The 23,385-nt window shown below is 36.2% G+C and carries 25 protein-coding genes; 5 read left to right on the plus strand and 20 right to left on the minus strand.

The genetic code is table 11. From position 1 onward, the window contains the following. Positions 1–112 precede the first annotated feature (112 nt). On the plus strand, positions 113–406 hold the full coding sequence (locus tag N0K80_RS05820) for a hypothetical protein (RefSeq protein WP_269024102.1): 294 nt from the start codon (positions 113–115) through the stop codon (positions 404–406). Positions 407–471: 65 nt separating this feature from the next. On the opposite strand, the gene N0K80_RS05825 is transcribed toward N0K80_RS05820, so the two are convergent. From N0K80_RS05825 to N0K80_RS05860, 8 genes are all read right to left on the minus strand, one after another. Continuing rightward, entirely contained in the window at positions 472–1,242 is a 771-nt protein-coding gene (locus N0K80_RS05825; protein WP_146343190.1) for an ABC transporter permease subunit, read from the minus strand. Continuing rightward, positions 1,242–2,138, minus strand: a complete 897-nt coding sequence (locus N0K80_RS05830; RefSeq protein ID WP_057974509.1) for an ABC transporter ATP-binding protein — start codon at positions 2,136–2,138, stop codon at positions 1,242–1,244. Before N0K80_RS05830 ends, N0K80_RS05825 begins: the two co-directional genes overlap by 1 nt. Positions 2,139–2,281: 143 nt before the next feature. After that, positions 2,282–3,349 (minus strand): hypothetical protein, encoded by a 1,068-nt coding sequence (locus N0K80_RS05835; protein ID WP_269024103.1) that lies wholly within the window; start codon positions 3,347–3,349, stop codon positions 2,282–2,284. Beyond that, positions 3,349–4,242 carry an ATP-binding cassette domain-containing protein gene (locus N0K80_RS05840; protein ID WP_269024104.1) on the minus strand — a complete coding sequence of 298 codons (894 nt, stop codon included), beginning with the start codon at positions 4,240–4,242 and terminating at the stop codon, positions 3,349–3,351. Before N0K80_RS05840 ends, N0K80_RS05835 begins: the two co-directional genes overlap by 1 nt. Positions 4,243–4,244: 2 nt before the next feature. After that, positions 4,245–4,619: a GntR family transcriptional regulator gene (locus N0K80_RS05845; protein WP_146303191.1), complete on the minus strand. Its 375-nt coding sequence runs from the start codon at positions 4,617–4,619 to the stop codon at positions 4,245–4,247. 113 nt (positions 4,620–4,732) lie between these two features. Beyond that, positions 4,733–6,325 carry a CTP synthase gene (locus N0K80_RS05850; protein ID WP_112251241.1) on the minus strand — a complete coding sequence of 531 codons (1,593 nt, stop codon included), beginning with the start codon at positions 6,323–6,325 and terminating at the stop codon, positions 4,733–4,735. 216 nt (positions 6,326–6,541) lie between these two features. Continuing rightward, positions 6,542–7,138, minus strand: a complete 597-nt coding sequence (gene rpoE, locus N0K80_RS05855) for a DNA-directed RNA polymerase subunit delta (RefSeq protein ID WP_057974451.1) — start codon at positions 7,136–7,138, stop codon at positions 6,542–6,544. A gap of 44 nt (positions 7,139–7,182) precedes the next feature. Next, positions 7,183–7,623 (minus strand): DUF1934 domain-containing protein, encoded by a 441-nt coding sequence (locus N0K80_RS05860; RefSeq protein ID WP_057974450.1) that lies wholly within the window; start codon positions 7,621–7,623, stop codon positions 7,183–7,185. Positions 7,624–7,801: 178 nt separating this feature from the next. Between N0K80_RS05860 and N0K80_RS05865 the strand changes: the two genes are divergently transcribed. Both N0K80_RS05865 and yidA read left to right on the plus strand, forming a co-directional pair. Then, a complete protein-coding gene (locus N0K80_RS05865) occupies positions 7,802–9,169 on the plus strand; it encodes an HD domain-containing protein (protein ID WP_269024105.1) in 1,368 nt (455 codons plus the stop codon). Then, a complete protein-coding gene (gene yidA, locus N0K80_RS05870; protein WP_269008535.1) occupies positions 9,159–9,974 on the plus strand; it encodes a sugar-phosphatase in 816 nt (271 codons plus the stop codon). The genes N0K80_RS05865 and yidA overlap by 11 nt, the downstream gene beginning before the upstream one ends. Positions 9,975–10,396: 422 nt before the next feature. On the opposite strand, the gene N0K80_RS05875 is transcribed toward yidA, so the two are convergent. Beyond that, positions 10,397–10,753, minus strand: a complete 357-nt coding sequence (locus N0K80_RS05875) for a DUF3899 domain-containing protein (RefSeq protein WP_269024106.1) — start codon at positions 10,751–10,753, stop codon at positions 10,397–10,399. A 144-nt stretch (positions 10,754–10,897) separates the two neighbouring features. On the opposite strand from N0K80_RS05875, the gene mscL reads away from it, so the two are divergent. Continuing rightward, positions 10,898–11,350, plus strand: coding sequence for a large conductance mechanosensitive channel protein MscL (gene mscL / locus N0K80_RS05880; RefSeq protein ID WP_269008498.1), 453 nt, complete (start codon positions 10,898–10,900; stop codon positions 11,348–11,350). A 568-nt stretch (positions 11,351–11,918) separates the two neighbouring features. Here mscL and N0K80_RS05885 read toward each other — a convergent pair. Then, positions 11,919–12,263: a winged helix-turn-helix transcriptional regulator gene (locus tag N0K80_RS05885; RefSeq protein ID WP_269024107.1), complete on the minus strand. Its 345-nt coding sequence runs from the start codon at positions 12,261–12,263 to the stop codon at positions 11,919–11,921. 160 nt (positions 12,264–12,423) lie between these two features. Between N0K80_RS05885 and N0K80_RS05890 the strand changes: the two genes are divergently transcribed. After that, complete coding sequence (locus N0K80_RS05890; protein ID WP_407932690.1) at positions 12,424–13,461, plus strand: zinc-binding alcohol dehydrogenase family protein; 1,038 nt, start codon at positions 12,424–12,426, stop codon at positions 13,459–13,461. 106 nt (positions 13,462–13,567) lie between these two features. Here N0K80_RS05890 and N0K80_RS05895 read toward each other — a convergent pair whose 3' ends face one another. The 10 genes from N0K80_RS05895 to ispE form a co-directional block, all read right to left on the minus strand. Beyond that, positions 13,568–14,545: a ribose-phosphate diphosphokinase gene (locus N0K80_RS05895; protein WP_057974721.1), complete on the minus strand. Its 978-nt coding sequence runs from the start codon at positions 14,543–14,545 to the stop codon at positions 13,568–13,570. A gap of 90 nt (positions 14,546–14,635) precedes the next feature. Then, positions 14,636–16,027: a bifunctional UDP-N-acetylglucosamine diphosphorylase/glucosamine-1-phosphate N-acetyltransferase GlmU gene (gene glmU, locus N0K80_RS05900; RefSeq protein WP_057974720.1), complete on the minus strand. Its 1,392-nt coding sequence runs from the start codon at positions 16,025–16,027 to the stop codon at positions 14,636–14,638. Positions 16,028–16,201: 174 nt separating this feature from the next. Next, a complete protein-coding gene (gene purR, locus N0K80_RS05905) occupies positions 16,202–17,032 on the minus strand; it encodes a pur operon repressor (RefSeq protein WP_057974719.1) in 831 nt (276 codons plus the stop codon). A gap of 184 nt (positions 17,033–17,216) precedes the next feature. Next, entirely contained in the window at positions 17,217–18,044 is an 828-nt protein-coding gene (locus tag N0K80_RS05910) for a metal ABC transporter permease (RefSeq protein ID WP_057974718.1), read from the minus strand. Further along, the gene (locus N0K80_RS05915; protein ID WP_057974717.1) at positions 18,005–18,697 is read right to left on the minus strand and encodes a metal ABC transporter ATP-binding protein; all 693 of its coding nucleotides are present in this window, start codon (positions 18,695–18,697) and stop codon (positions 18,005–18,007) included. Before N0K80_RS05915 ends, N0K80_RS05910 begins: the two co-directional genes overlap by 40 nt. Before the next feature lie 9 nt (positions 18,698–18,706). After that, positions 18,707–19,669 carry a metal ABC transporter substrate-binding protein gene (locus tag N0K80_RS05920; RefSeq protein ID WP_269024108.1) on the minus strand — a complete coding sequence of 321 codons (963 nt, stop codon included), beginning with the start codon at positions 19,667–19,669 and terminating at the stop codon, positions 18,707–18,709. Positions 19,670–19,860: 191 nt separating this feature from the next. Further along, a complete protein-coding gene (locus N0K80_RS05925; protein ID WP_269024109.1) occupies positions 19,861–20,460 on the minus strand; it encodes a TMEM175 family protein in 600 nt (199 codons plus the stop codon). Between the two features lie 14 nt (positions 20,461–20,474). After that, the gene (locus N0K80_RS05930; protein WP_269024110.1) at positions 20,475–21,698 is read right to left on the minus strand and encodes a chloride channel protein; all 1,224 of its coding nucleotides are present in this window, start codon (positions 21,696–21,698) and stop codon (positions 20,475–20,477) included. 89 nt (positions 21,699–21,787) lie between these two features. Beyond that, positions 21,788–22,336, minus strand: a complete 549-nt coding sequence (locus tag N0K80_RS05935; RefSeq protein WP_269024111.1) for a cysteine hydrolase family protein — start codon at positions 22,334–22,336, stop codon at positions 21,788–21,790. A 69-nt stretch (positions 22,337–22,405) separates the two neighbouring features. Beyond that, positions 22,406–23,260 (minus strand): 4-(cytidine 5'-diphospho)-2-C-methyl-D-erythritol kinase, encoded by an 855-nt coding sequence (gene ispE, locus N0K80_RS05940; protein ID WP_146343227.1) that lies wholly within the window; start codon positions 23,258–23,260, stop codon positions 22,406–22,408. Between the last annotated feature and the right edge of the window lie 125 nt (positions 23,261–23,385).

The following is a 23,385-nucleotide window of genomic DNA, read 5'->3' on the forward strand; positions in this document are numbered from 1 at the left end:
TTCTATTAAAATAAGATAAATATTAACGGTCAGAGTTGTACATATATGTTCAAAGAAAGCGTTTTACAAAAATAACTATTTATCGTAACATTAAACAGAAAGGAGGGATTTCATGAAGAAAATATGTTTTGTATTAACCGTTAGTTCCGGTATAAACTTTGGTTCAATAGATGTTATCCCATTTATTAAAAATCATGATGACCTAAAAGACTATTTTTCTAAGTATTATGATGTTTCAGTTAACTATCTTAAAGATAAAGATAGCGTTGATTATTTGGTGGTCCCTGAACCTTTCATGCCTTTTGATAATGAAAATAATTTACCAATAATTGAGGTACCAGCACGTTTATTTATAGAAAAGGACTTTGATAAAATAAAAATGTATCTAGATGATTATATTTCTTAATAATCAAATAAAAAATGGATAACGTAGAAAATTCTACGTTATCCATTTTAATTTCAACCAGTTAGTTAAACATTTTTACGTTTGAATACGAGGTATCCCAAGAATAAGAATACTGCTGTGTAACCAAGGTTACCCCAAATTAATTGGTTTGTCGTCAAATGCGTTAAAGCCTCAAATGGTTTTCCGGCTGATAACTGATTACTCAAGTTCATCATGTTAAGTGGATTCCATTTAACCCAGTCCCATTTAGTAATAACTAAGATTTGGATACCCGAAAGGATACTTGTTAAGAAGTAGAACCCAATTCCGGCAGCAATTGAAGCACCAGAACTATTAAAGGCACTAGCTAATAACAAGACCAAACTGATAATTAACCATAAATTCACAAAGTTACCAGCGAGGCCTGTTGTTAATGCACCGATAATCATTTGATCTCCTACTTTTTCTGCAAATGATAGATCAGGTAAGAAGATTAATTTAGCAACAATTGAAGCAACAATCACTAATACGTTTAAATAGATTGAGTAGATGAACACGGTCAACCATTTACTTGATAAAACGGCCCCCCGTGAATATTTACGATATAACAAATCTTTAATTGTTCCAAATTGTGATTCCATAGCAACAATCGTACTTGCACTCGCAACCATTATCATCACGATAAAGAATGTTGCGCCAAAACCACCAACAAATAGGTCTTTAGCTCCAAATATTTTAGGATTCATTTTTGAGATGATTGCAATGCCAAAAATAAAAATGGTAAGTAAAATCGAAATAATTGGTGTTGATTTCTTTTTCAATAATTTGAATGTTTCTTGTTTAACCAATGTTAACATCAGGCTTTACCCCCATCTTTTTGATCTAATAAATTAAGCAATGATTCTTCCATATCGTTTTCTTGATGTCTAACATCATTAATTTGAATTTTATTATCATAAAGAACTTGAATAATATTTGCCAAATCAGCATTTTCACTCATTTTAATTTTAACTGATCGGTCAACTTGTAGCTCATACTTGGCCGCCGTTAAAACTTCCTTAGCTTTTTCATTATCAGTTGTCGTTAACATAACGTAATGACTATGTCCCGCATTTAATTCCTCAACAGACATTGCTTGAATGATTTTACCTTTGTTTAAAATGATAAAATGATCAACAATCTTTTCTAATTCGCCTAAAATATGACTTGAAATTAAGAACGATGTTCCTTTTTTTGATAATTTCAATACAAGTTCACGGACGTCACGTGTTGCTTGAGGATCAAGTCCATTCATTGGTTCATCCAAAATAATTAATCTTGGTCGATTCAATAATGCCAAGGCAATTCCTAACTTTTGTTTCATCCCTAATGAGTATGACTTAGCCTTACGGTTAATATAATCTGTCATATGTAGGTCAGCCACAATTTCATCTAATTCTTCTTTAGTATTATTTTCAGAGAATAATTTTAAATGATCATAGCCACTTAAAAATGGATAGATACCGGGGTATTCAATTAACGCGCCGACTTCTTCCAATGCCTGATGACTCGTTGTTGAAACCATCTTCCCATCAATCGTTATTTCCCCTGCTTGGTAACTAGCTAATCCAAGAATGGATTTCATGATGGTTGTTTTACCGGCACCATTAGCACCAACAAGTCCAACAATTTCACCTTCCGAAATCTTGAAGTCGATCCCTTTAAGCACTGTCTTTTTGCCGAAACTCTTTGTTAAATTATTTATCGTTAACATTTCTTTCAAACTGAATCCCTCCCAATAATATCGCTTTTATGTGTATAAATTGTAGTTTATCATAATCCACTTATTATACATACTAACAAGTTTGTAAGGTCGAAATAGCCCCCTATTCGTTATGAATAGAGGGCTATTATTTTTTAAGATTTATTTTTTGAAAATTTATTTTGTATCTTTTGCCAAACATTTTGTGGCCGATAGATAACGATATAGGCAACGATAAACGTGATAATCCCGGTAATGACGCCCACTTTTATCATTTCACTTAGCTTTGTATAACCGCGACCTTGCCCACCAATAATGAATCCAATATAAAGGGTTACAAAAATCAGTAACGGTTTTTTTAGATAGTTAAATTGTAAGTAAGGACCGTCTTGTTCTAATGACAGATTATTAAAGAAATAAGAAGCTGCCCACATCATTAACGCAGCTAAAATCAAGAATGTCGCTATCTGAGTTTGAACTCCAAATTCTATCCCATTTGTATCGGCTTGAACTGAATAGACAAACGGATCAGTTAATCCATTATTAACAAAATTCGTTATAACTAACATATAAGTCCCAAAAAAACCAATTGCTGTTATTGTTGCGGCCAAAACGCCATTCACTAGGATACCCACAATTGTGCCAACCGCATATACACTAATGTATCCGGCTAGACAATATGCTAATCTCCATGCTAAGAATGACTCTGAAATGTGAAAATAATTGCTTGAAATAAGTAATTTAGCAATGACGACATCCGCTACCATGCTAATTAAAATCGTAATAAGTGTTGTCCAAAGTATTAAACTAGCTCTTTTCCAAAAGTAATGTCGCCTTGAAAAACCACTTGAAAAGATGAACTCATTAAACTTTGTTTTTAAATCATATAAACTCGTAAACAGACCCATACCAATCATGAAAATCACTAATATTCCCGACCAACTGTTATCAATCATAGAATACGAATCCTGATACCCCATTCCTGCTTGATATTTTTTATACTCCGTTTGGCTTAAATTAGCCTTAACCTTCTGCTCCTTGGCATCGTTTTTTGTATCCATGACGAACTGTTGATAAGTAGTCGTTTTTTCCGCCTCTTTTACGCCATTTACGGTGTTTATCGTGTTTACCATCGATACCCCGACAATTAAAGCAACAAATAACGCGATAAACCACTTGTATCTTTGCCAAACAATTTGATTCAATCTCTTATTTACTGTCATTATTTTTCACCTTCAGTACTTTCTTTAGCTGAAATGCTTGCTCGGAATAAGTCTTCCAGAGTTAACGGCAATTCTTCAAATAACGCTGGATCTTCAGCTTGAATTTGTGCTTCAAGTTCTGCCGAATAATGTTCAAATAAAACAACGACTACGCGTCCTTGAATACTAATGGCGCGACTATTTTCTTTAACAAAAGTTGGAATTTCTTTTGATTTAAACACCAATTGTACTTTTCGAGCTTCTGAACGCGTATCTTCTAAGCGATAATCGCTCACAATATGACTACCCTTCAACACAATCGCACGATCAATAAGTCGATCTAACTCTTCCAGATTATGCGACGAAATCAAAACACCTCGCTGATCTTCAGAAACGGCATCGATAATAATTTGAAAGACCTGTTTACGAACGATAACATCCAAACCGTCCAACGGTTCATCTAAAATCACGTATGGTGCTCCGGTTGAAAAAGCTAAAACAATGTTAAATAACCCTTGCATCCCCTTAGAAAACTGACGGTATTTCGTTTGACGTGGTAAATCATATTCGATGACCCAATTGTTATATTTCTCACGATCGAACGTTTGATAGGCTAACTCATAAAAGTCGGCAATTTTATCAATGGTATAACTATCAAAAAAGTTATTTTGAGTATCCAAGTAGAAGAGCTTTTCCTTTAACGTTAAATCTTCTTCAATCCATTGGTCATCAATCAAAATATCGCCAGTATCTGGTATGTATTGGCCTGCGATTGACCTAAATAACGTCGTTTTACCGACACCATTACGGCCAATTAAGCCTACAATTTCTCCGGGGACCAAGCTAATATTAATATCTTTTAATATGTCTTTGTCTCCGATTTTTTCTGATAGTCCTTTAATTTCAAATCCCATGTTTAGCTCTCCCCCTTTTCAAAATATTGTTTAATCCAATCGTGTATTTCATTTTCTTGTACACCTAGATAAGTTACCTCTTTAATTGTGTCTAATAACATCGTACGAACTTTTTGAATCTGACGTTCATCACGATCACTCTCATTTATTGCTTTAACATACGTGCCACGGCCTTTAACGGTGACAAGTACATCTTGCGACTCGAGCACCTTATAGGCTTTACTAACCGTATTCGGATTCATCTCATGAATTTTAGCCATTTCTCTGACCGATGGGACTTTATCATCTGTTTGTAAAATACCTTTAAAGATATCTTCTTTAATACCTGATATTAATTGTTCATAAAACGGTTTGCTACTTGTCTTATTAATTTGCACTTATCTCACCTCCACCATGTGTACTATTATACATAGTACACGAATTAATACAACCCCTATGCACAAAAAAAGAGAGGTTAACGGAATGTTAACCTCTCTTCGTTCATTATTTATTAAACTGTTGCGTTCACGAAAGCTTGGAATAAACCTTCGGGACGTTGTGGTCTTGATAAAAATTCTGGATGGTATTGAGCTGCCACGAAGAATTTGTTTTCAGGAATTTCAACAACTTCAACTAAACGGTTATCTGGAGATGTTCCAGAGAAGACCAAACCTTCGCCAGCAAGTTGTTCACGGTATTCATTGTTAAATTCATAACGATGACGGTGACGTTCTTGAATGACATCTTGATTGTTGTAAGCTGCGGCTGCTACTGTTCCTGGTTTTAATTTACATGGGTATAAACCAAGACGTTGTGTGCCACCCATATCTTCAACTTCTTCTTGATCTGTCATCAAGTCGATGATGTTATATGGTGTTTCTGGAACGGCTTCTGTTGAATGTGCGCCTTGAAGACCCACCACGTTACGAGCAAATTCGATACATGCCATTTGCATACCAAGACAAACGCCTAAGAATGGCACGTTGTTTTCACGCGCATATTGAATTGAAAGAATCATTCCTTCAAGTCCACGGTTACCGAATCCACCAGGTACGATAATACCATCAGCAGCTTGTAGTGCTTCGACAACGTTGCTTTCATCTAACTTTTCAGAATCAACCATCGTAATCTTAACGTCAGCATCAACCGTGTACCCAGCATGTTTCAATGCTTCAGCAACAGAGATGTAAGCATCTGGTAATTTAACATATTTACCAACAAGCGCAATATTGATTGTTTTCTTCAAGTTTAAAACTTTCGTTTCAAGTTCTTGCCATTCAGTCATATCAGCTTCTGGTGTTGTTAATTTCAAGTGATCAACAACAATTTGGTCCATTCTTTGTTTTTGTAATGCTAAAGGAATCGTGTATAACGTATCAACATCCATTGATTCGATAACCGCTTCTGGTTCAACATCACAGAAATTAGCTAATTTATTACGCATATCTTGTGAAATATGTTCTTCTGTACGAACAACTAACATATCTGGTTGGATACCCAAACCACGTAATTCTTTAACACTATGTTGTGTTGGTTTTGTTTTCATTTCACCAGCAGCTTTTAGGTATGGAATTAAAGTTGTATGGATATAAATCACGTTTTCAGAACCAACATCAGCTTTCATTTGACGCAATGCTTCAAGGAAAGGTAATGATTCAATATCGCCGACAGTTCCACCAATTTCAGTAATTACAACGTCTGAATCTGTTGTTGTTCCAGCGCGCATGATTTTTTCTTTAATTGTGTTTGTGATATGTGGAATAACTTGAACTGTGGCACCCAAATAATCACCACGACGTTCTTTTTGTAAAACTTCTGAATAAATTTTACCAGTTGTCACATTCGAATATTGATTTAAGTTGATATCAATAAAACGTTCATAATGACCAAGATCTAAATCAGTTTCCGTACCATCATCAGTTACGAAGACTTCCCCATGTTGATATGGGCTCATCGTTCCTGGATCCACATTAATGTAGGGATCAAACTTTTGAATTGTGACCTTTAAGCCTCTGTTCTTTAATAAACGGCCAAGAGATGCTGCAACGATCCCTTTACCAATTGACGAAACAACGCCACCTGTAACAAAAATATATTTGGTCATTATGAATCTCCTTTGGGTTAGTTTTTTTGGGGATTGTATGTTTATGGCCTGATACTTGTTCATTATAAATATAAAAACAACAAGCTCCCTAAGCTAACTAGATTACTCTAATCAGGGTAGGGAGCTTGTATCAACCGTGCGTTTGCCCTCGCAAGAAATACCTGCGAGGTGCCCAAAAAATATATTACAGGGTTTTGACGAAATCGTCAAGTCCTTTTAACTATTTTCCTCGTCATCATCTGTATCATCATCAGCTATCTCAGATAATTGATCTTCAATACCTTCTGGTAATTCTTCTTCATCATCAGAATCATCATCAGCTATTTCATCAAGATCTTTATCATAGCCTTTGATTTCTGCATCTTCATCGTCATCATCGTCGTCATCTTCATAAGTTGCATCTAAATCATCGTCCTCAGGATCGTCATCATTGTAATCGATAACGTCATCATCATCAGCGACATCTGCTAAGAAAGCATTAACTTTCTTACGTTTTTTACGTTTAGGACGATCTTCGTCATCTTCATCTTCCACATGAGCAACAGCTTCATCGATTGAATCGAAGGGATACCATGAACGTAATCCCCATAAGTTCTCTCCAAGCGAAATGAAACTACCATCTGCGTTCAAATCTGTGTAAAATTGTGATAAGCGATCTCTCACTTCTAAATCATTTTTACCAAGATATGTTTGGATTTCATTAGTTAAGTCAGCAAAACCCATGACGTCACCATGTTGCGATAAGATTGCGTGAGCAACCTCAATCATTGATAACTCGTCTTTGTTTTGGCCATCGAATTGTTTAAGCTCCAACTAGCACACGTCCTTTCCAAAAGTCTACTCTTAATCATACATTTTTATGCGGTAAATTGCAATCGGATATTGTAGTCTCCTAATAATTCACCATTAGTTGTCAATCGGTAATCAATCTCAACTGAACCCGAAATAGGTTGATTTTTTAATTGGCTTTTTAGCCGTTTCGTTTCAATTTCAATTGGAATCCGGCCATACGCCGTTTTGTAAGTTCCGCTAATCTTTTTTTGCGCCAAAAAGATTAATTTTGTTCGGATGGCATCTGTTTCTCGTGTTAATTGAATTTCGCCATCATCTTGTAATTTAAATGTGACTGGAATTGTTTGACCAGTCTCTTCATCTTCTTCTTTATATCTGATGTACATCCCGTCGCCCAAACGAACAAGTTGACCTGTCGTTTCGATGACGTAGCGTTCAACTTCGCCTTCTTGCGTTTTAACCGTTTCTAAATGAATTGCAATTTGTTTATCCAATGTGATTGCCACGTGACTGAGTCCTCCGTTCACCTTATTGTTTCATTGTATTATAACTTAGATTTTCATAAATGTCGTTACTTAAAATCAGGATTATATCATGACTAAATTACGAATGTTCGTTATAATGAAAGTATTGCGTCATTACATGGACTCAATTTGTCGTTAAATTTTCGAGGAGGGATTTCTATTGCTCGAACAATCACCGTTACTCACTAGAGAAAAAGTATTACGTGATCCAATTCACGATTACATTTATGTGCAACATCAAGTCATTTTAGACTTAATTAATACAAAAGAATTTCAGCGTTTACGCCGAATTAAACAACTGGGTACAACATCACTAACGTTCCATGGTGCTGAACATTCTCGTTTCACTCACTCTGTTGGTGTTTATGAGATTACGCGTCGCATTTGCGATAACTTTCAACGGAATTACCCAACTAAAGAAGCCGGTGACGGTTTATGGGATGATTCCGAAAAATTAGTTGCGTTATGTGCTGCACTCTTGCATGATATTGGTCACGGCCCTTACTCGCATACTTTTGAGCATATCTTCAAAACAGACCATGAAGCTATTACCGCACAAATTTTGACTGATCCTTCAACCGAAATCAATCAAGTTTTAGCCGGTGTTTCAGCTGATTTCCCGGCAAAGGTCGCAAGTGTCATTCAGAAAACTTATCCGAACCCGCAGGTTGTTCAATTAATTTCCAGTCAGATTGATGCGGATCGTATGGATTATCTGCTACGCGATTCTTACTATACGGGTACAAATTATGGAACATTTGATTTAACACGGATTTTGCGCGTGATGCCCCCCTATAAAGGCGGCATTGCATTCGATATTAACGGGATGCATGCAGTCGAAGATTATATCGTTAGTCGTTTTCAAATGTACGTCCAAGTTTATTTCCATCCAATTTCTAGATCAATGGAAGTTATTCTAAGTCACCTCTTACATCGTGCTAAGTATCTATACGAAAATAATCGATTAGGGATTGAAGATTCTCCAAAGTTATTGATTCCACTTTTTGAGAATGATTTCTCACTTGACGATTACTTACAGTTAGATGATGGTGTTTTAACGACTTATTTCACAGAATGGCGTCAAAATACGGATACCATTTTAAGTGATTTAGCCGTTCGCTTTTTAGATCGTAAACCTTTCAAATCAATTAAATTTGATGCGGATACAGCCGACCTACTTCCTGACTTAGAACGTTTAATCGAATCAGCCGGGTTCAACCCTGAATATTATACGGCTGAAAACGATAGTTACGATTTACCTTACGATGCCTATGATCCAACTAAGGATAAACCACGTACCCAAATCGAATTGGCTCAAGAAGACGGCTCACTCGTTGAGCTTTCCAGCGTTAGTGACTTAGTTGCCTCAATTACCGGTAAAGTTTCAGGTGACAGGCGTTTCTTCTTTCCAAGAGAATTGTTGAAATCAGAAGATGATTTATTCGTAGATATTTATAACCAGTTCAGAACTTATATTAACAACGATAACTTAATTCACCCAAAGGAGATTACACAACATGACAATTAAATTAATCGCAATTGATATCGATGGCACACTCGTTGATGATCAAAAAGAAATTGCGCCAGAAACAATCGCTACTATCAAAGCTGCTAAGGCTGCAGGTATTCGGGTCGTTCTTTGTACCGGCCGTCCATTAACTGGTGTCACAAAATACTTAGAAAAATTAGATTTAACAACAGATGACGATTTCGTTATTACATTTAACGGCGCTTTGGTCCAAGTTTCTGGTACCGGCGAAAGTTTAATTCACCACACGTTAGATATTAACGATTACCACTTACTTGAAGAAGCTAGTCGTGAATTGAACGTGCATATGCACGCCGAAGATCAAAAATTGATGTACACAGCCAATGCTGATATCAGTGAATACACGGTTGCTGAATCTTTCTTGGTTCAAATGCCACTTCGTTTCCGTAAACCAGAAGAAATGCCTAAAGATATTGTCATTTCTAAAATAATGTATATTGATTATCCTGAAGTTATCACACGAGTTGTTAACGCCTTGCCCGCAAAAATAGCAGATAACTACTATTATGTTCAAAGTGAACCCTTTTTCTTAGAGCTTCTAAATAAAAATGCCAGCAAAGGTAACGCCGTTATGGGCTTAGCCGAAAAATTAGGCATCAAAAAAGAAGAAGTTATGGCACTTGGTGATCAAGGTAATGATTTATCCATGATGCAAGCTGTTGGTTTCGGTGTTGCCATGGGCAACGCTATCCAAGAAGTGAAAGATAGTGCCAAAGCTGTAACGGCTACTAATGTTGAATTAGGTGTCGCTAAAGCCATTCAGAAATATGCGTTAAATAACTAGAACCAACAATTAAAATCAAACTTAAAAGGGAGCTCTCAATTAATGAGGGCTCCCTTTGTTATTTATTTTAGTTTTAGATGATTATTTTTGTTTTGAAACTTTTTTAATGATGAATGAGCCTAATGCTGTTGCTGAAATAACCCCTATTCATTAAATATTGGTTCACCCAATATCGAATATAACAATCAAAAGCTAATTATTTAAAGTTGAAAAAACATCACTATTTTTATGGTGTAGATTGCAGATATGATTGCTACCAACCCTATTAGCAGTATTCCTAGTACCTAGCGCCAAGAATCTTGTCGAAAGAAGGCCAACGTCCTAATATAAGTTCCAATAGCCACATACCTGTTAAGAATGTTCCAACAAGCGATAAGCTTTTAATAGATCACATAATTCTCATTTATGTACTTCTAATTCCCTTAAAGCGTTACGACTACCGCAATAATAATCATTACTATCCCAATAATAAAACATCCCCACATAAACGGTGAAATTTTAAGTGGCCGATTCTTTTTGCTACCCACACTTTGAACATCTATTTTCCGTTCAGCATAATCTTCTTTAGATTCACCTTTGTCTCGACGTTTAAACCAGCCGGCAAATAGTTGCGCCTGTCCCAATATGAAACAGATACCCAATAAAATCAAACAGATTCCGATATAAAAATAAGCGTTTGATAAAGAAAGGTTATCTCCGCCAACACGAATCCAAACGATCGCAATAATCATAACAAGGATACTCAATAAAAACGTACTATTTTTTTTAACCTGTTTCATAACGGTTTGTTCCTCGCTTACTTTTAATTTGTGCCCTAATTATAGCATTTATCCCTGTTAACTCACAATTTCCATTTCACTTATGCCATTGAATCCGTTATACTTTAAGATACAGTTAACCAAACTAAAGGAGACTTATTAACTATGTTAAAAGAATTTAGAGATTTTATCACTCGTGGGAACGTGATGGATTTAGCTGTCGCTGTTATTATTGGTGGCGCATTTACAACAATCGTTAAATCTTTCACAACTAACATCATTGGCCCTATCATTGCGCTTGTCGTCGGTAAGGTTGATTTGTCAGGGATTGTGCTCACAATTGGCGATACAACTTTTAAAATCGGACAATTCTTAGATGATATCATCAACTTTATAATCATCGCCTTCGTTATCTTCATGTTACTAAAAGGGATAACATCACTCAGAAATGCAACAAGCAAGTCTAGTGAAAAAGATGAAGAAGAAAGCTTAGATGTCGCATTAACACCGACAGAAGAGTATCTAAAAGATATTCGTAACTTATTAGCTGAAAGAGACAGCGACTTACCTCGAGAAGCTTCCAAGAAAATCGAAGAAAAAATTGCAAAAGAAGACTAACCTAATAATTACCAAGAGCCTACTCCGATATTTCAATCAGAGTAGGCTCTTTATTCTCTAGGAATACTTTTTATATTTTTTCTTTTTTACATCATAATTTCTTCACAACTCATTGTTATTATAAATTCATACCTTAATTAATAACTTTTAATTCTTAATTCATTTCCCCGAATGAATTAAGTTAATGAATAACTAATTTCTCCCCCGAAATTAATTATCCCTACTCCTTTTTCCGTCAGTCCTCCCAGGCTGACGGTTTTTTTGTGGAAAATATACTTTAAACAATAATAAGTATTGAACAGCTAATAACAAATAACCTACTCATTCTATTTTCCTTTTATATTGCTTTTGTTTTTTCTTTTTTACGTCATAATTTCTTCACAACTCATTGTTATTATAAATTCATACCTTAATTAATAACTTTTAACTCTTAATTCATTTCCCCGAATGAATTAAGTTAATGAATAGCTAATTTCTCCCCCGAAATTAATTATCCCTACTCCTTTTTCCGTCAGTCCTCCCAGACTGACGGTTTTTTTGTGTCCGTTCAACTAGACGTAAAGACAAATCACTCTGACAATCTATCTTTATCACTTATATAATCATTACCCCATTGTTCCATTGCCCTTACAACGGGTAAAAACGTTTTCCCAAATATGGTCATTCTATACTCCGTTTTAACTGGGATAACCGGATAAATATGTTTATCAATAATGCCATCATTTTCTAGCTCGGCTAACTGCCTTGCAAGCATGCGTTTAGATACATAAGGTAACTTAGTCTGGAGTTCAGAAAACCTAAGTACTTCATTTTCAAATATATGATATAGAATAACGGTTTTCCATTTACCTGAAATAAACTGTAGCGTATTTTGCACGGGACATCCCACATCGCAATCGTATACCTTAATCATAATACCCCTCCATAAAAGTAATTCTTTTTAGCGTCGTACTGTTATTGTATCACTTTCATTTTTTATAAATAGGTGTATTAAATATCACCAAGTGAACTTAAATTCACGTCTTAACAAAATAAATAATGAGTCTAATATAGTTATCACAGGGGGAATTAAAATGTCAAAAAAAATGAAAGCCGTTGGTTTTTATCAACATTTACCAATTACAAATATACAAAGTTTTGAGAACTTAACGATAGACATTCCAACAATCAGAAGCCACGATTTATTGGTTAAAGTGACTGGCGTGTCAGTCAATCCTGTTGATACATTTGTTAGACGTAGCGGCCGTTCTACACAATTGGTCCATCCAAAAATTATTGGTTGGGATAGCGTCGGGACCGTAGTCAAAGTTGAGACTAAATGTTCCTTGTTTAAATTGGGGGAACGAGTATGGTATGCGGGAGACTTTAAAAGAAGTGGTAGTAACGCTCAATTTCAAGCAGTTGATGAAAGAATTGTTGGTCATGCGCCACATAATCTAACCGATGAAGAATGCGCGGCTATTCCATTAGTTGGTTTAACCTCATACGAATCCTTATTCGAAAAACTAGAGGTAAGTCTGAACAGCGATAATAATAAGAATGAAACAATTTTAATCATTAATGGTGCTGGTGGTGTTGGATCAATGGCCGTACAATTAGCCAAATTAGTTGGTTTAAACGTAATTGCAACGGCATCAAAACCGACATCAGTAACCTGGGTTAACCGGTTTAACCCCGATTATATCATTGATCACCATCAAGATATTGTCTCTCAAATCCATTCTTTAGGCTATAAATATGTTGACTACATTATAAATCTAAATAACCTAGATGCTCATTGGAATGAAATTGCTGAAATAATAAAGCCTGATGGTAAAATTACAGCTACAACCGAAAATAAAAAATTAATTGATTTACAAAAATTAACAAAAAAGAGAGCAACCTTCAGTTGGGAATGGGTATACAGCAAGTCTTACTATCAAACTACAAGCATGATTACACAAAAACATATTTTGGATCGTCTGTCACAATTATTTGAGACCAATCAATTAAAATCAATTACTACAAAATCATATTCTCCAATCAATTCTGAAACTCTTCAAAAAGCTCATAAAGATGTTGAATCTGGTCGGATGATTGGAAAAGTAACCATCACTGGATGGGAGAAATAATTTTATTAAACACTTTTTAACTCATTAGTTAAAAGTGTTTTTTTGCGTCCATTCAATTTAGATACAAAAAAAGTTAGACAACTGACGTCATCTAACTTACTAAAATCTATTTTTCGTTGTGGAAACGGTTTTTAAATAATGGACTAACTGGTTTGTTTTCATGAATTCTCGTGATTGCATCCCCAATTAATTGACCCACTGAAATTTGAACTAATTTATCAATCTTTTTATCTTCAGGTAACTGAATTGAATCTGTTACAATGAATTGCTTAATTGGTGATTTTGCAATTCTTTCAACAGCTGGGCCTGATAGAACAGGATGAGTTGCGCTTGCGTACACTTCAGTTGCACCTGCGTCCATCAAAGCTTGAGCAGCAAGTGTAATTGTACCTGCCGTATCAACCATATCATCGATTAAAATACAACGTTTGCCTTCAACAGTTCCAATGATGTTCATAACTTCAGCAACATTGGCTTTAGGGCGACGTTTATCGATAATTGCAATTGGTGCCTTCAAAAATTCTGCCAATTTACGGGCACGCGTTACACCACCATGATCAGGCGAAACAACAACAGAATCTTTGTCTAATCCTTCAGTTAAGAAGTAATCAGCGAGTAAGGGTGCACCCATTAAATGGTCAACTGGAATATCAAAGAATCCTTGAATTTGAGCAGCATGTAAATCGAGCGCTAAAATTCTTGTTGCACCAGCTTTTTCTAACATGTCAGCAACTAATTTTGCTGTAATTGGTTCACGTGAACGTGCTTTACGATCTTGGCGAGCGTAACCATAATAAGGAATAACGACATTAATTGATTTAGCACTTGCGCGACGCAAAGCATCAATCATGATTAATAATTCCATAATATTATCATTAACTGGATCAGACGTTGATTGAACAATATATACGTGATCACCACGGATACTTTCTTCAATATTAATTCTGATTTCGCCATCGCTAAAGCGATCGACAGAGGTTTTACCTAATTTAACACCAACCGCATCAGCAATTTTTTCAGCCAATGGTTTATTCGAGTTCAAAGCAAAAATTTTCAACTTTGGATCAAAATAATGTTCTGACATATGTGCCTCCATTTATTTAATTTTCCCTACTTAAAATTTTAAATAGTAATCAAGTAAATTGCAAGTTAAAATCCGATAAGAATTCGCTTACTAATTAATTTCTGGTGCATCCGCAACAGGTAATTTATCAAAATAACCTTTTTTATTCACTTGACGTCCACGGGCAATACCCAAGTCGTGTGAATCAACATTATCCGTAATTGTTGATCCGGCAGCGATAAATGCGTGATCACCAACTTCGAGTGGGGCAACTAAGTTAGAACCACTCCCGATGAATGAATGGTCGCCAACATTTGTATGATGTTTATTAACCCCATCATAATTAACAAAAACAACGCCACATCCAACATTAATATCTTTACCTAAAGTTGCATCCCCAACATAAGTTAAGTGCCCTACTTTTGTACTCTTACCAATCGAAGCATTTTTAATTTCCACAAAGTTACCAATATGTGCGGCTTCGCCAATATGTGCTTGAGGACGTAAATGACTGTATGGACCAATGTTACTTTGTGTTTCCATGACAGAATCTTCAAGGTATGATGCCGTAACCGTTACATTATCATGAACGATACTATCAATAATTTCTGAATGTGCACCGATATAACAATCTTCACCAATCACGGTTTTACCTTTTAAGTAAACACCAGGTTCAATAACTGTATCTGATCCAATTTTGACATCACATTCAATATACGTGTTATCAGGATCAACTAATGTCACACCATTGCGCATATGCATTTCATTAATACGACGTTGCATAACTTTAGTTGCAGCAGATAATGCAACACGATCATTAACACCCATTGATTCTGAGAAATCCTTCATGCGGTAAGCTGCGACAATCTTACCTTGTTTTTTAAGGATCTCCATAACGTCAGTTAGGTAATATTCGCCTTGAGCATTATCGTTTGTCACTTCATGTAAAGCGGCAAATAACGTTTTATTATCAAAACAATAAACGCCTGTATTAATTTCCTGAACATTAGCTTCTTGGATTGTGGCATCTTTTTGTTCAACAATCTTTTCAACAATGCCAATTTCGTTACGAATAATACGACCGTAACCAGTTGGATCTTCAGCTTGTGCTGTTAAAACTGTTGCTGCAGCACCTTTTTCTTTATGATATTCGAACAATTCACCGAATGTCTTAGCCGTTAAAAGTGGTGTATCACCATTAGCAATAATGGTCATACCTTCTTTGTCTTTTAAGATTTTTTCTGCTTGAAGGACAGCATGACCCGTTCCTAATTGTTCTGCTTGAAGAGCATATTCTGAACGGTCTCCTAGAGTTTCTTCAACTTTTTCGGCACCATGCCCCACAATTGTTACAACTTCATCCATATTATTTGCTTCAATTTCTGTTAAAACATGGTCGACCATTGGGCGGCCAGCAATCGGATGCAACACTTTATATAGCTTCGATTTCATTCTCGTACCCTTGCCGGCAGCAAGGATAATCGCATACTTAGCAACTGTCATTAGATAGTCCCCTCCAAATTAATATTCTTCTTTTATAATAGCTTAGTCACGCATGTGTTGCAAGATTTGTTCAAGAATGTTCGGCATTAAAAGTGGCTATTAATCCCGTCTTTCAACACAAAAAAAGACCTTAACAGACTGACTCCAATGTCATCGTTAAGATCTATTATAAATTTATTTCTTAAACGTTTTTGATAAGTAATTACCTTCACTTACATGAATCGTTTTATCCGTATGATTAATTTCATCAACTTTTAATAACGAACTGTAGTCATCAACAATCCGGTCACCGCTGAAGGCCCCTTCGGCGAAAACAGAAATACCAACTAAGTTAGCTTCGAATTCTTCGATTAAGCTCTTCATTCCGTTAACCGTACCGCCCCCCTTCATGAAATCATCAACGATTAACACATTAGCGCCACGTTTTAAACTACGTTTTGATAATTCCATTTTTTCGATGCGTTCACTTGAGCCCGATACATAGTTAACGCTAACTGTTGAGCCTTCAGTAATTTTTGAATCACGACGAACAATCACAAATGGGACATTTAAAAATGTTGAAACACTTTGTGCAATTGGTACCCCTTTAGTTGCAACAGTCATAACGGCATCAATTTTTTGATCTAAGTATTCTGTTGCGATCAGACGGCCAACTTGGCGTAAAACATCAGGACGACCAAGTAAATCAGATAGGTATACATAACCACCTGGTAATAAGCGATCTTTTTCTGATAATTCTTCAGTCATTGTTTCAATAAATTCACGGGCTTCCGCTTCATCAATTGAAGGGATAAAACGTGCACCACCAGCAGCACCAGGAATTGTTTCCAACGTTCCTGTTCCGCGCTCTCTAACTGTTCGTTTCACAATTGCTAAATCCTCGCTAATTGATGATTTAGCTGATTCATAACGTTTTGAGAAATAAGTTAAAGAAACTAACGTGTGTGGTCTTTCTAACAGGTAACGGGTCATATCAATTAATCGGTCACTTCTTCTTGTCTTCATTTATATCAGGCCTTTCCTTTTCAAAAATCTCTAGTATTCGAGCGCGTTTTTTATTATAACCCGTTTTACCGAAGATTAACAGTTAAAACCCAAATTAATTTTATTAACGTTCGCTTTTTAATAATTTTTTAATGAAAAAACAAGCTATTTTAAAAAATAGCTTGTTGATTGTTAATATTCGGTTTTACTTCTGTTTGTTCACTTGGCGTCTAACTGAGACGACTTTAATCAAGCTGCAGATAATAAAAATGGCAATAAACAATAATGTAATCGTTGCGCCGGGTGGCGTATTGAATTGGTATGACGACATTAAGCCACCAACCATCCCGATGACACCAACAACCACACCAACTAAAATGACCATATTAAAACTGCGACCTAAGCGCATGGCGATGGCAGCCGGTAAAATCATAATAGCCGACACGAGCAAAGCACCCGCAATTGGCATCATAATAGCGATTGTCACACCAGTTACCGCATTAAAAACAATTGACATCCATCTAACCGGCAACCCCTCGGCAAAAGCCGTTTCTTCATCAAAAGTTAATACATACATTGGTTTTTTGAATAATAAGAAAAGAACGACAATTAAGACTGTCAAAATCGCTAGGATAATCACTTGGGCTGTACTAATTGTCACGATTGATCCAAACAGGTATTGTTGAACACTCATCGAGCTTGCGCCCTGATTTAAACTCATTAATACCAAAGCAATCGATAGACCGGCGGACATCATAATGGCGATTGAAACTTCTGAATAGGTCCGATACAAGTTACTCAAGAATTCGATTAAGACTGACGCAATCAAAACAACAATTAACGTGGTAATGGTTGGGTTAATATTGACGAATAAGCCCAATGCAACCCCAGCTAATGAAACATGCGACAATGTATCGGCTAACAGCGATTGTCTTCTTAAAACTAAGAATAAGCCTAATAGTGGGGTAATAACAGCCATTAAGAGTGAGGCAATTAAAGCTCGTTGCATGAATCCATAGAGAAACATCTCCATTGTGAGTCCTCCTTTCTAACTAATTTAATATGGCGATCAATGTACTCAGAAACATCTTCATGATCATGAGTAATCATCAAAATACCTTTATGGTGCGTATGTGCTTCGTGTTGTAATAATTCATAAAAATCATGACGAGATTTTTCATCCATCCCTGTTGTGGGTTCATCTAAAATGAATAAATCAGGGTCTGCCGCAAAAATCCGTGCTAAACACACGCGTTGTTTTTGCCCACCAGATAACTCACCAATTTTATGATTTCTAAAACTCCACATATTCACTGTTTCAAGTGCCTTTTTAATATGATCATGATCTTTTTTATTTAATCTTCTCAACCAACGATTTTGTTGATAACGACCTGATGCTACCAGTTCATAGACCGTTGATGGGAAACCCGCATTAAATGATGAAATTTCCTGTGGAATGTAACCCACACGTAATTTTTTATCCTCTAAATTAATTTTAGAAATTTCAGCGGTCCCTTTAGCAGGATGCAATAATCCCAGAACGTTTCTGATTAAGGTTGATTTAGCGGCGCCATTTTCACCAGTTAAAATAACAAATTCGCCTGAATCAATGTGAAAATTAATATCTTGTAAAACGGGTTCTTCATCATAATAAAAAGTGAGATCTTTAACTTCAATATATTTCATCTATTCTCCTTATTTAACAACCGTTTTTAACGATTTCAAATTATCTTGCATCACTGAAAGGTATGTTTCGCCACTTTCAATTTGAGCTTTTGACAAGCCCTCAATTGGGTTTAACCCTTTAACTTTAATATTGGTTTCTTTCGCTAACATGTTCGCAATTTTACTTGAATCATTCGCTTCCGTAAAAATAGTATCAACATGATACTTCTTAATATAGGTTTGTAATTCTGCCAAGCGATTTGGACTAGGTTCCCCATCAGAAGAAATCCCCGCAATTGCGACCTGCGTCAATCCGTATTGTTTTGCTAGATAAGCAAATGCTGCATGTTGCGTCACAAACGTTTTATTTTTAGCATTTTTTAATGTCGTTTCATACTCAGTATTTAACGTCGTTAATTTTTTCAAATAAGCGTTCGTGCGTTTAACGTAATCCTGCTTATGCTTAGGATCTTGTTGAATAAGTTCTTTGGAAATATTTGTAACCATTTCTTTTGCGTTTTCAGGATCTAACCAGATATGTGGATCATAATTATCAGTTGATTCAAAAGAAGTTGTTTCTTCTTTATCGGCCAATTCGGCCTCTTCACTTTTCAATTCGTCATTCTCGTCAATCATCTTAATTGAATGACTGGCATTTAAAATTTTGGTCTGTCCTTCATCAATACTTGATTTCAAACTCCCGACCCACGTTTCCATATTATTACTACTATAGATAAAGACATTTGCTTGTGAAATTTTACCAATATCCTTAGCACTAGGTTCATAATCATGAGGTTCTGTACCAGCAGGCATCAACATTGTTACGTCTGCATCAGAACCAGCAACTGCTTTGGTAAATTCATAAATTGGGTAAAATGTCGTGACAACCTGTAACTTATTAGATCCTTTATTGGCTGTCGTTTGCCCACACCCGGCCAATACAACAACGAATATCGTCAGCAATAAGCCAACTAAAACCGATTTTTTATGCATGATTTCTCCCTCATTTTTCAAATCGTAATCTAAATAGTAATCAATACCATTACCGACAATTACTAGAATATCATTTTAAACGAGGCCACGTCAACTTTTAATCCGGCTTAATCGCTGTTTAATCAAGGTTTAATAGGTGTATTTGACAGCATTCGTTTGAAGGAATACTGTCAAAATGGCGTAGTAATCGTTTACAATATTAATCCATGCCATTTTTTCTTATTTAAAATGAACACAGACGTATGGTACCCCACTAAAATTAACATTACCGAAATAGATGCTATTTGAGGGATGAAAAATGTTCCGATTGTCGAAACAAGACCAAACATAACCATCCAAAATCTTATTTTTGCGACGCTTTCCATCATCTTAATATGACTTTCACCTACATGTTTCATTGCGCCTTTCGATAAAACAAATAACCCTAATACACAAAATGTATATATCGCAATGTAACAAACACTTGGCGCCACGGAATTCACAAAATCATTGTGCCATGTCGTAACGGTTGGCAGTACGCTCATTGGTAATAATAAAAGTAAATTAACCCATAATAATTTCTTACTAACCGTCTTTACCGGTGCCAGAATCATATGGTGACTCACCCAAAAGCTTGCCACAAACATAAAACTAAGAATATAAGATCCAAATGTGATTAAAAAATTAGGCGCCAGTATAGCACTCCAGCTACCCCGCGTAGGTACATTTATTTGTAAAACCATAATAGTTATTATTATTGCGATAACCCCATCGCTAAATGCTTCTAATCTGCTTTTATTGATAATTTCCACCCCATATGTTTACTTTAACCGATTATTTTTCTTTCGGCTAACTTCTCTCTAATTTTTCCAGAAAGATAACAAGCTACTACGATTGCTGGGAAAAACTGTAATGGAAAAAGGAATAATAAAAGTGCACCCGTGACAATCGGTTGGTTCAAGATGATTGTCACACTTGCAGCGACGACGATTCCGATAACTAATCCCGGCGTATAGTTAAAGATAGTAATAATTGCAAATCCAATTGCAACGCTTGCGAAGATAGCCGGGAATATCTTCCCACCTCGCCATCCGAAAGCAAAACAAATATTTGTTAATAGCGATTTACCTAATGCCAAAAGGACTAAAAATAAAACAGACTCTTTAGCGGCGCTGCCTGAAAAACTCAGTAATTGATGTTCTCCCGAAAAAAGTAAATAAGGTGAGATTATTCCCGCCACCCCAATCAGAGCCCCTGCTAAAACGGCCGCTAATAGTTTATTCGTTATTTTTTTAGCAATTTTCTCGCTTATTTCTTCTAATTTTAAAAATAAAATGCCAAAAATGACACCTATAATCAGTGCTGGTACAATCAGCCATAATACTTCCGGTTGCCAATTCACTTTAGCAAAACGTAATCCAAATAACGCTTCTTTTGGAAATAGTCGATTAATACTGGTAAATCCTAGTATCCCAAGCAAGGTAGTCCAACCATATAAAAGAATTTTAGGCCAATTTTTCTTAGCCGATTGTTTAGTTACGGTATCTTTCTCCAGTGCCTCACCCATACCAAGTAAAGGGGCATGAAAAATGGTCGCCATCATTGTGCCAATTCCCAAATTCAAAAATTCTTCTCTTCTTTTAAGGGTCAACTTCATCTTGTCACCAACCCAACTAATTAAGCCGCCCAGAATACTTGAAAGTGCGGCTTCTGGCCCAAGACTAGCCCCAAACGCTAAGACAATCCACGCAGCTAAGATATTTTTTCCAACTCTTTTTTTATATCGTACTGAACCTGTTTCTTTAAATTCTTGTAAGGTCTGGTGCATCGTTTTTGGATAATCACCAAGATATTTTTGGAACAGTCCCACCAACAAACCACCTATTAAACCTACAATTAATGGATAATAAGACCATTCTAAATTACCCGGAACAGTTACCCAGATAAAATGGATAAACATATTTAGAATAACTAAAAATAATGATGCCACCATCCCAACAAAAATACCTAATAAACTACTCATAAAAATAAACATTGAATCGAATTTCATTCTTTATTCCCCTTTGACTAACCCATTTTTATGTACTTTTATTACCTAAAAAGGCAACCGAATAAGTATCCAGTCGCCTTTTATTTATCTTAATCTTGAATATCTGCGCCTAATGAGTCTTTAAAATGCGTCAGTGCCCACTCATGTCCAACTTGATTAAAACTTGCCATCGCTTTTTCGTGAATCACAATCTTATAGCCCAAGTTATAGGCATCAACTGCCGTGTGCAGTACACAAATATCTGTGCAGACACCCATTAAATGCACCGTATCAATTGAACGCGCACGCAATTTCAAATCCAAATCAGTACCCGCAAAAGCACTGTATCTTGTTTTATCCATCATGTAGACAGTTGACTCATTTTTGTGAGCCTGATACCAAGGGGCTAATTGTCCATAGAATTCTCGACCCTTTGTACCAGCAATATTATGCGGTGGAAACAATTTTGTTTCCGGATGAAAAGGGTCATTTTCATCGTGTATATCCGTGGCTAACACAATGTAATCCCCTTTTTGCTCAAACTCAGTCATTAATTCCATGAGCCGCGGTTCGATAGCTTGTGCAGGTTCCCCGGCCGTTAATGCGCCAGCCGTTGCCACAAAATCATTCGTGTAATCAATCTCAATTAAGGCTTCCATCGTCGTCCCTCATTTCAGTCATATTTAATGCCTACAACATACCAAAATCAGCCAACTATCGCAATTAAATCAGCTTAAGGGCCTCACCAGATAAACCTCTTCACAAAAACCTTTCAAACTATTATAAACATGTTGCGCCCGGCTTTTTTTCCGACAAATTGCGAAGACAGTTGGACCAGATCCACTCATTTCTGCGGCATCTGCACCAAATTTTATCATTTTCTTTTTTAATCGCGTAATTTCGGGATAACGTTCAGCCGTAATTGGTTCGAGCGCATTCCCTAAATTATCAATTAACGCATCCACATCGTCATCCTCAATAGCGTTCACGATGGCATTCACATTTGGGTGGACCAAATGTGTGTAATCGATTTGTCTAATAATTGTTGGCGTTGAGACACTAATTTTCGGTTTCGCAACTACTAACCAAACAGGCGGTAATTCTTTTAAAACGGCGATTTTTTCACCACGTCCGGTTACATGAGCTGTTCTACTGTAAACACAATAGGGAACGTCAGAATCAATTTTCAACCCAATTTTAGCTAGTTCAGCTAGCGATAACTTAAGTTCCCATAATTTATTTAGCGCACGTAGAACCGCGGCCGCATCTGATGATCCACCGCCTAATCCAGCCGCCACCGGTATCTGTTTTTTAATATGTATTTGAGCCCCTTTGTTGATATGAAACTTATCTTGTAATATTTTTGCCGCTTGGTAGGCCAAGTTTCGGTGATCGCACGGTAAAAAGCCACTATCAGTTTCCACTGTAATGTCCGTTCGATCTTCTAGCGATTTGATATGTAAGTAGTCTGCCAAATCAACTGATGTCATGACCATCCGCCACTCCTGTTCACCATCTTGATGATGGAACGGCGTGTCTAAACTTAAGTTGATTTTGGCTGGGGCTTTTTCACGAATCTCCATATTTTCACCTAATCCCAGTATGCCTTAATTACCTCTAATTATACTAATAATTTCTAAAAATAAAAGTCCCAGTTCATCTATTATAAAAAAATAGGTTCTTCATCAAAAAAAAATGACAAGGAACC

It is taken from the genome of Dellaglioa carnosa (assembly GCF_026948345.1).
GTDB classification, from domain to species: domain Bacteria; phylum Bacillota; class Bacilli; order Lactobacillales; family Lactobacillaceae; genus Dellaglioa; species Dellaglioa algida.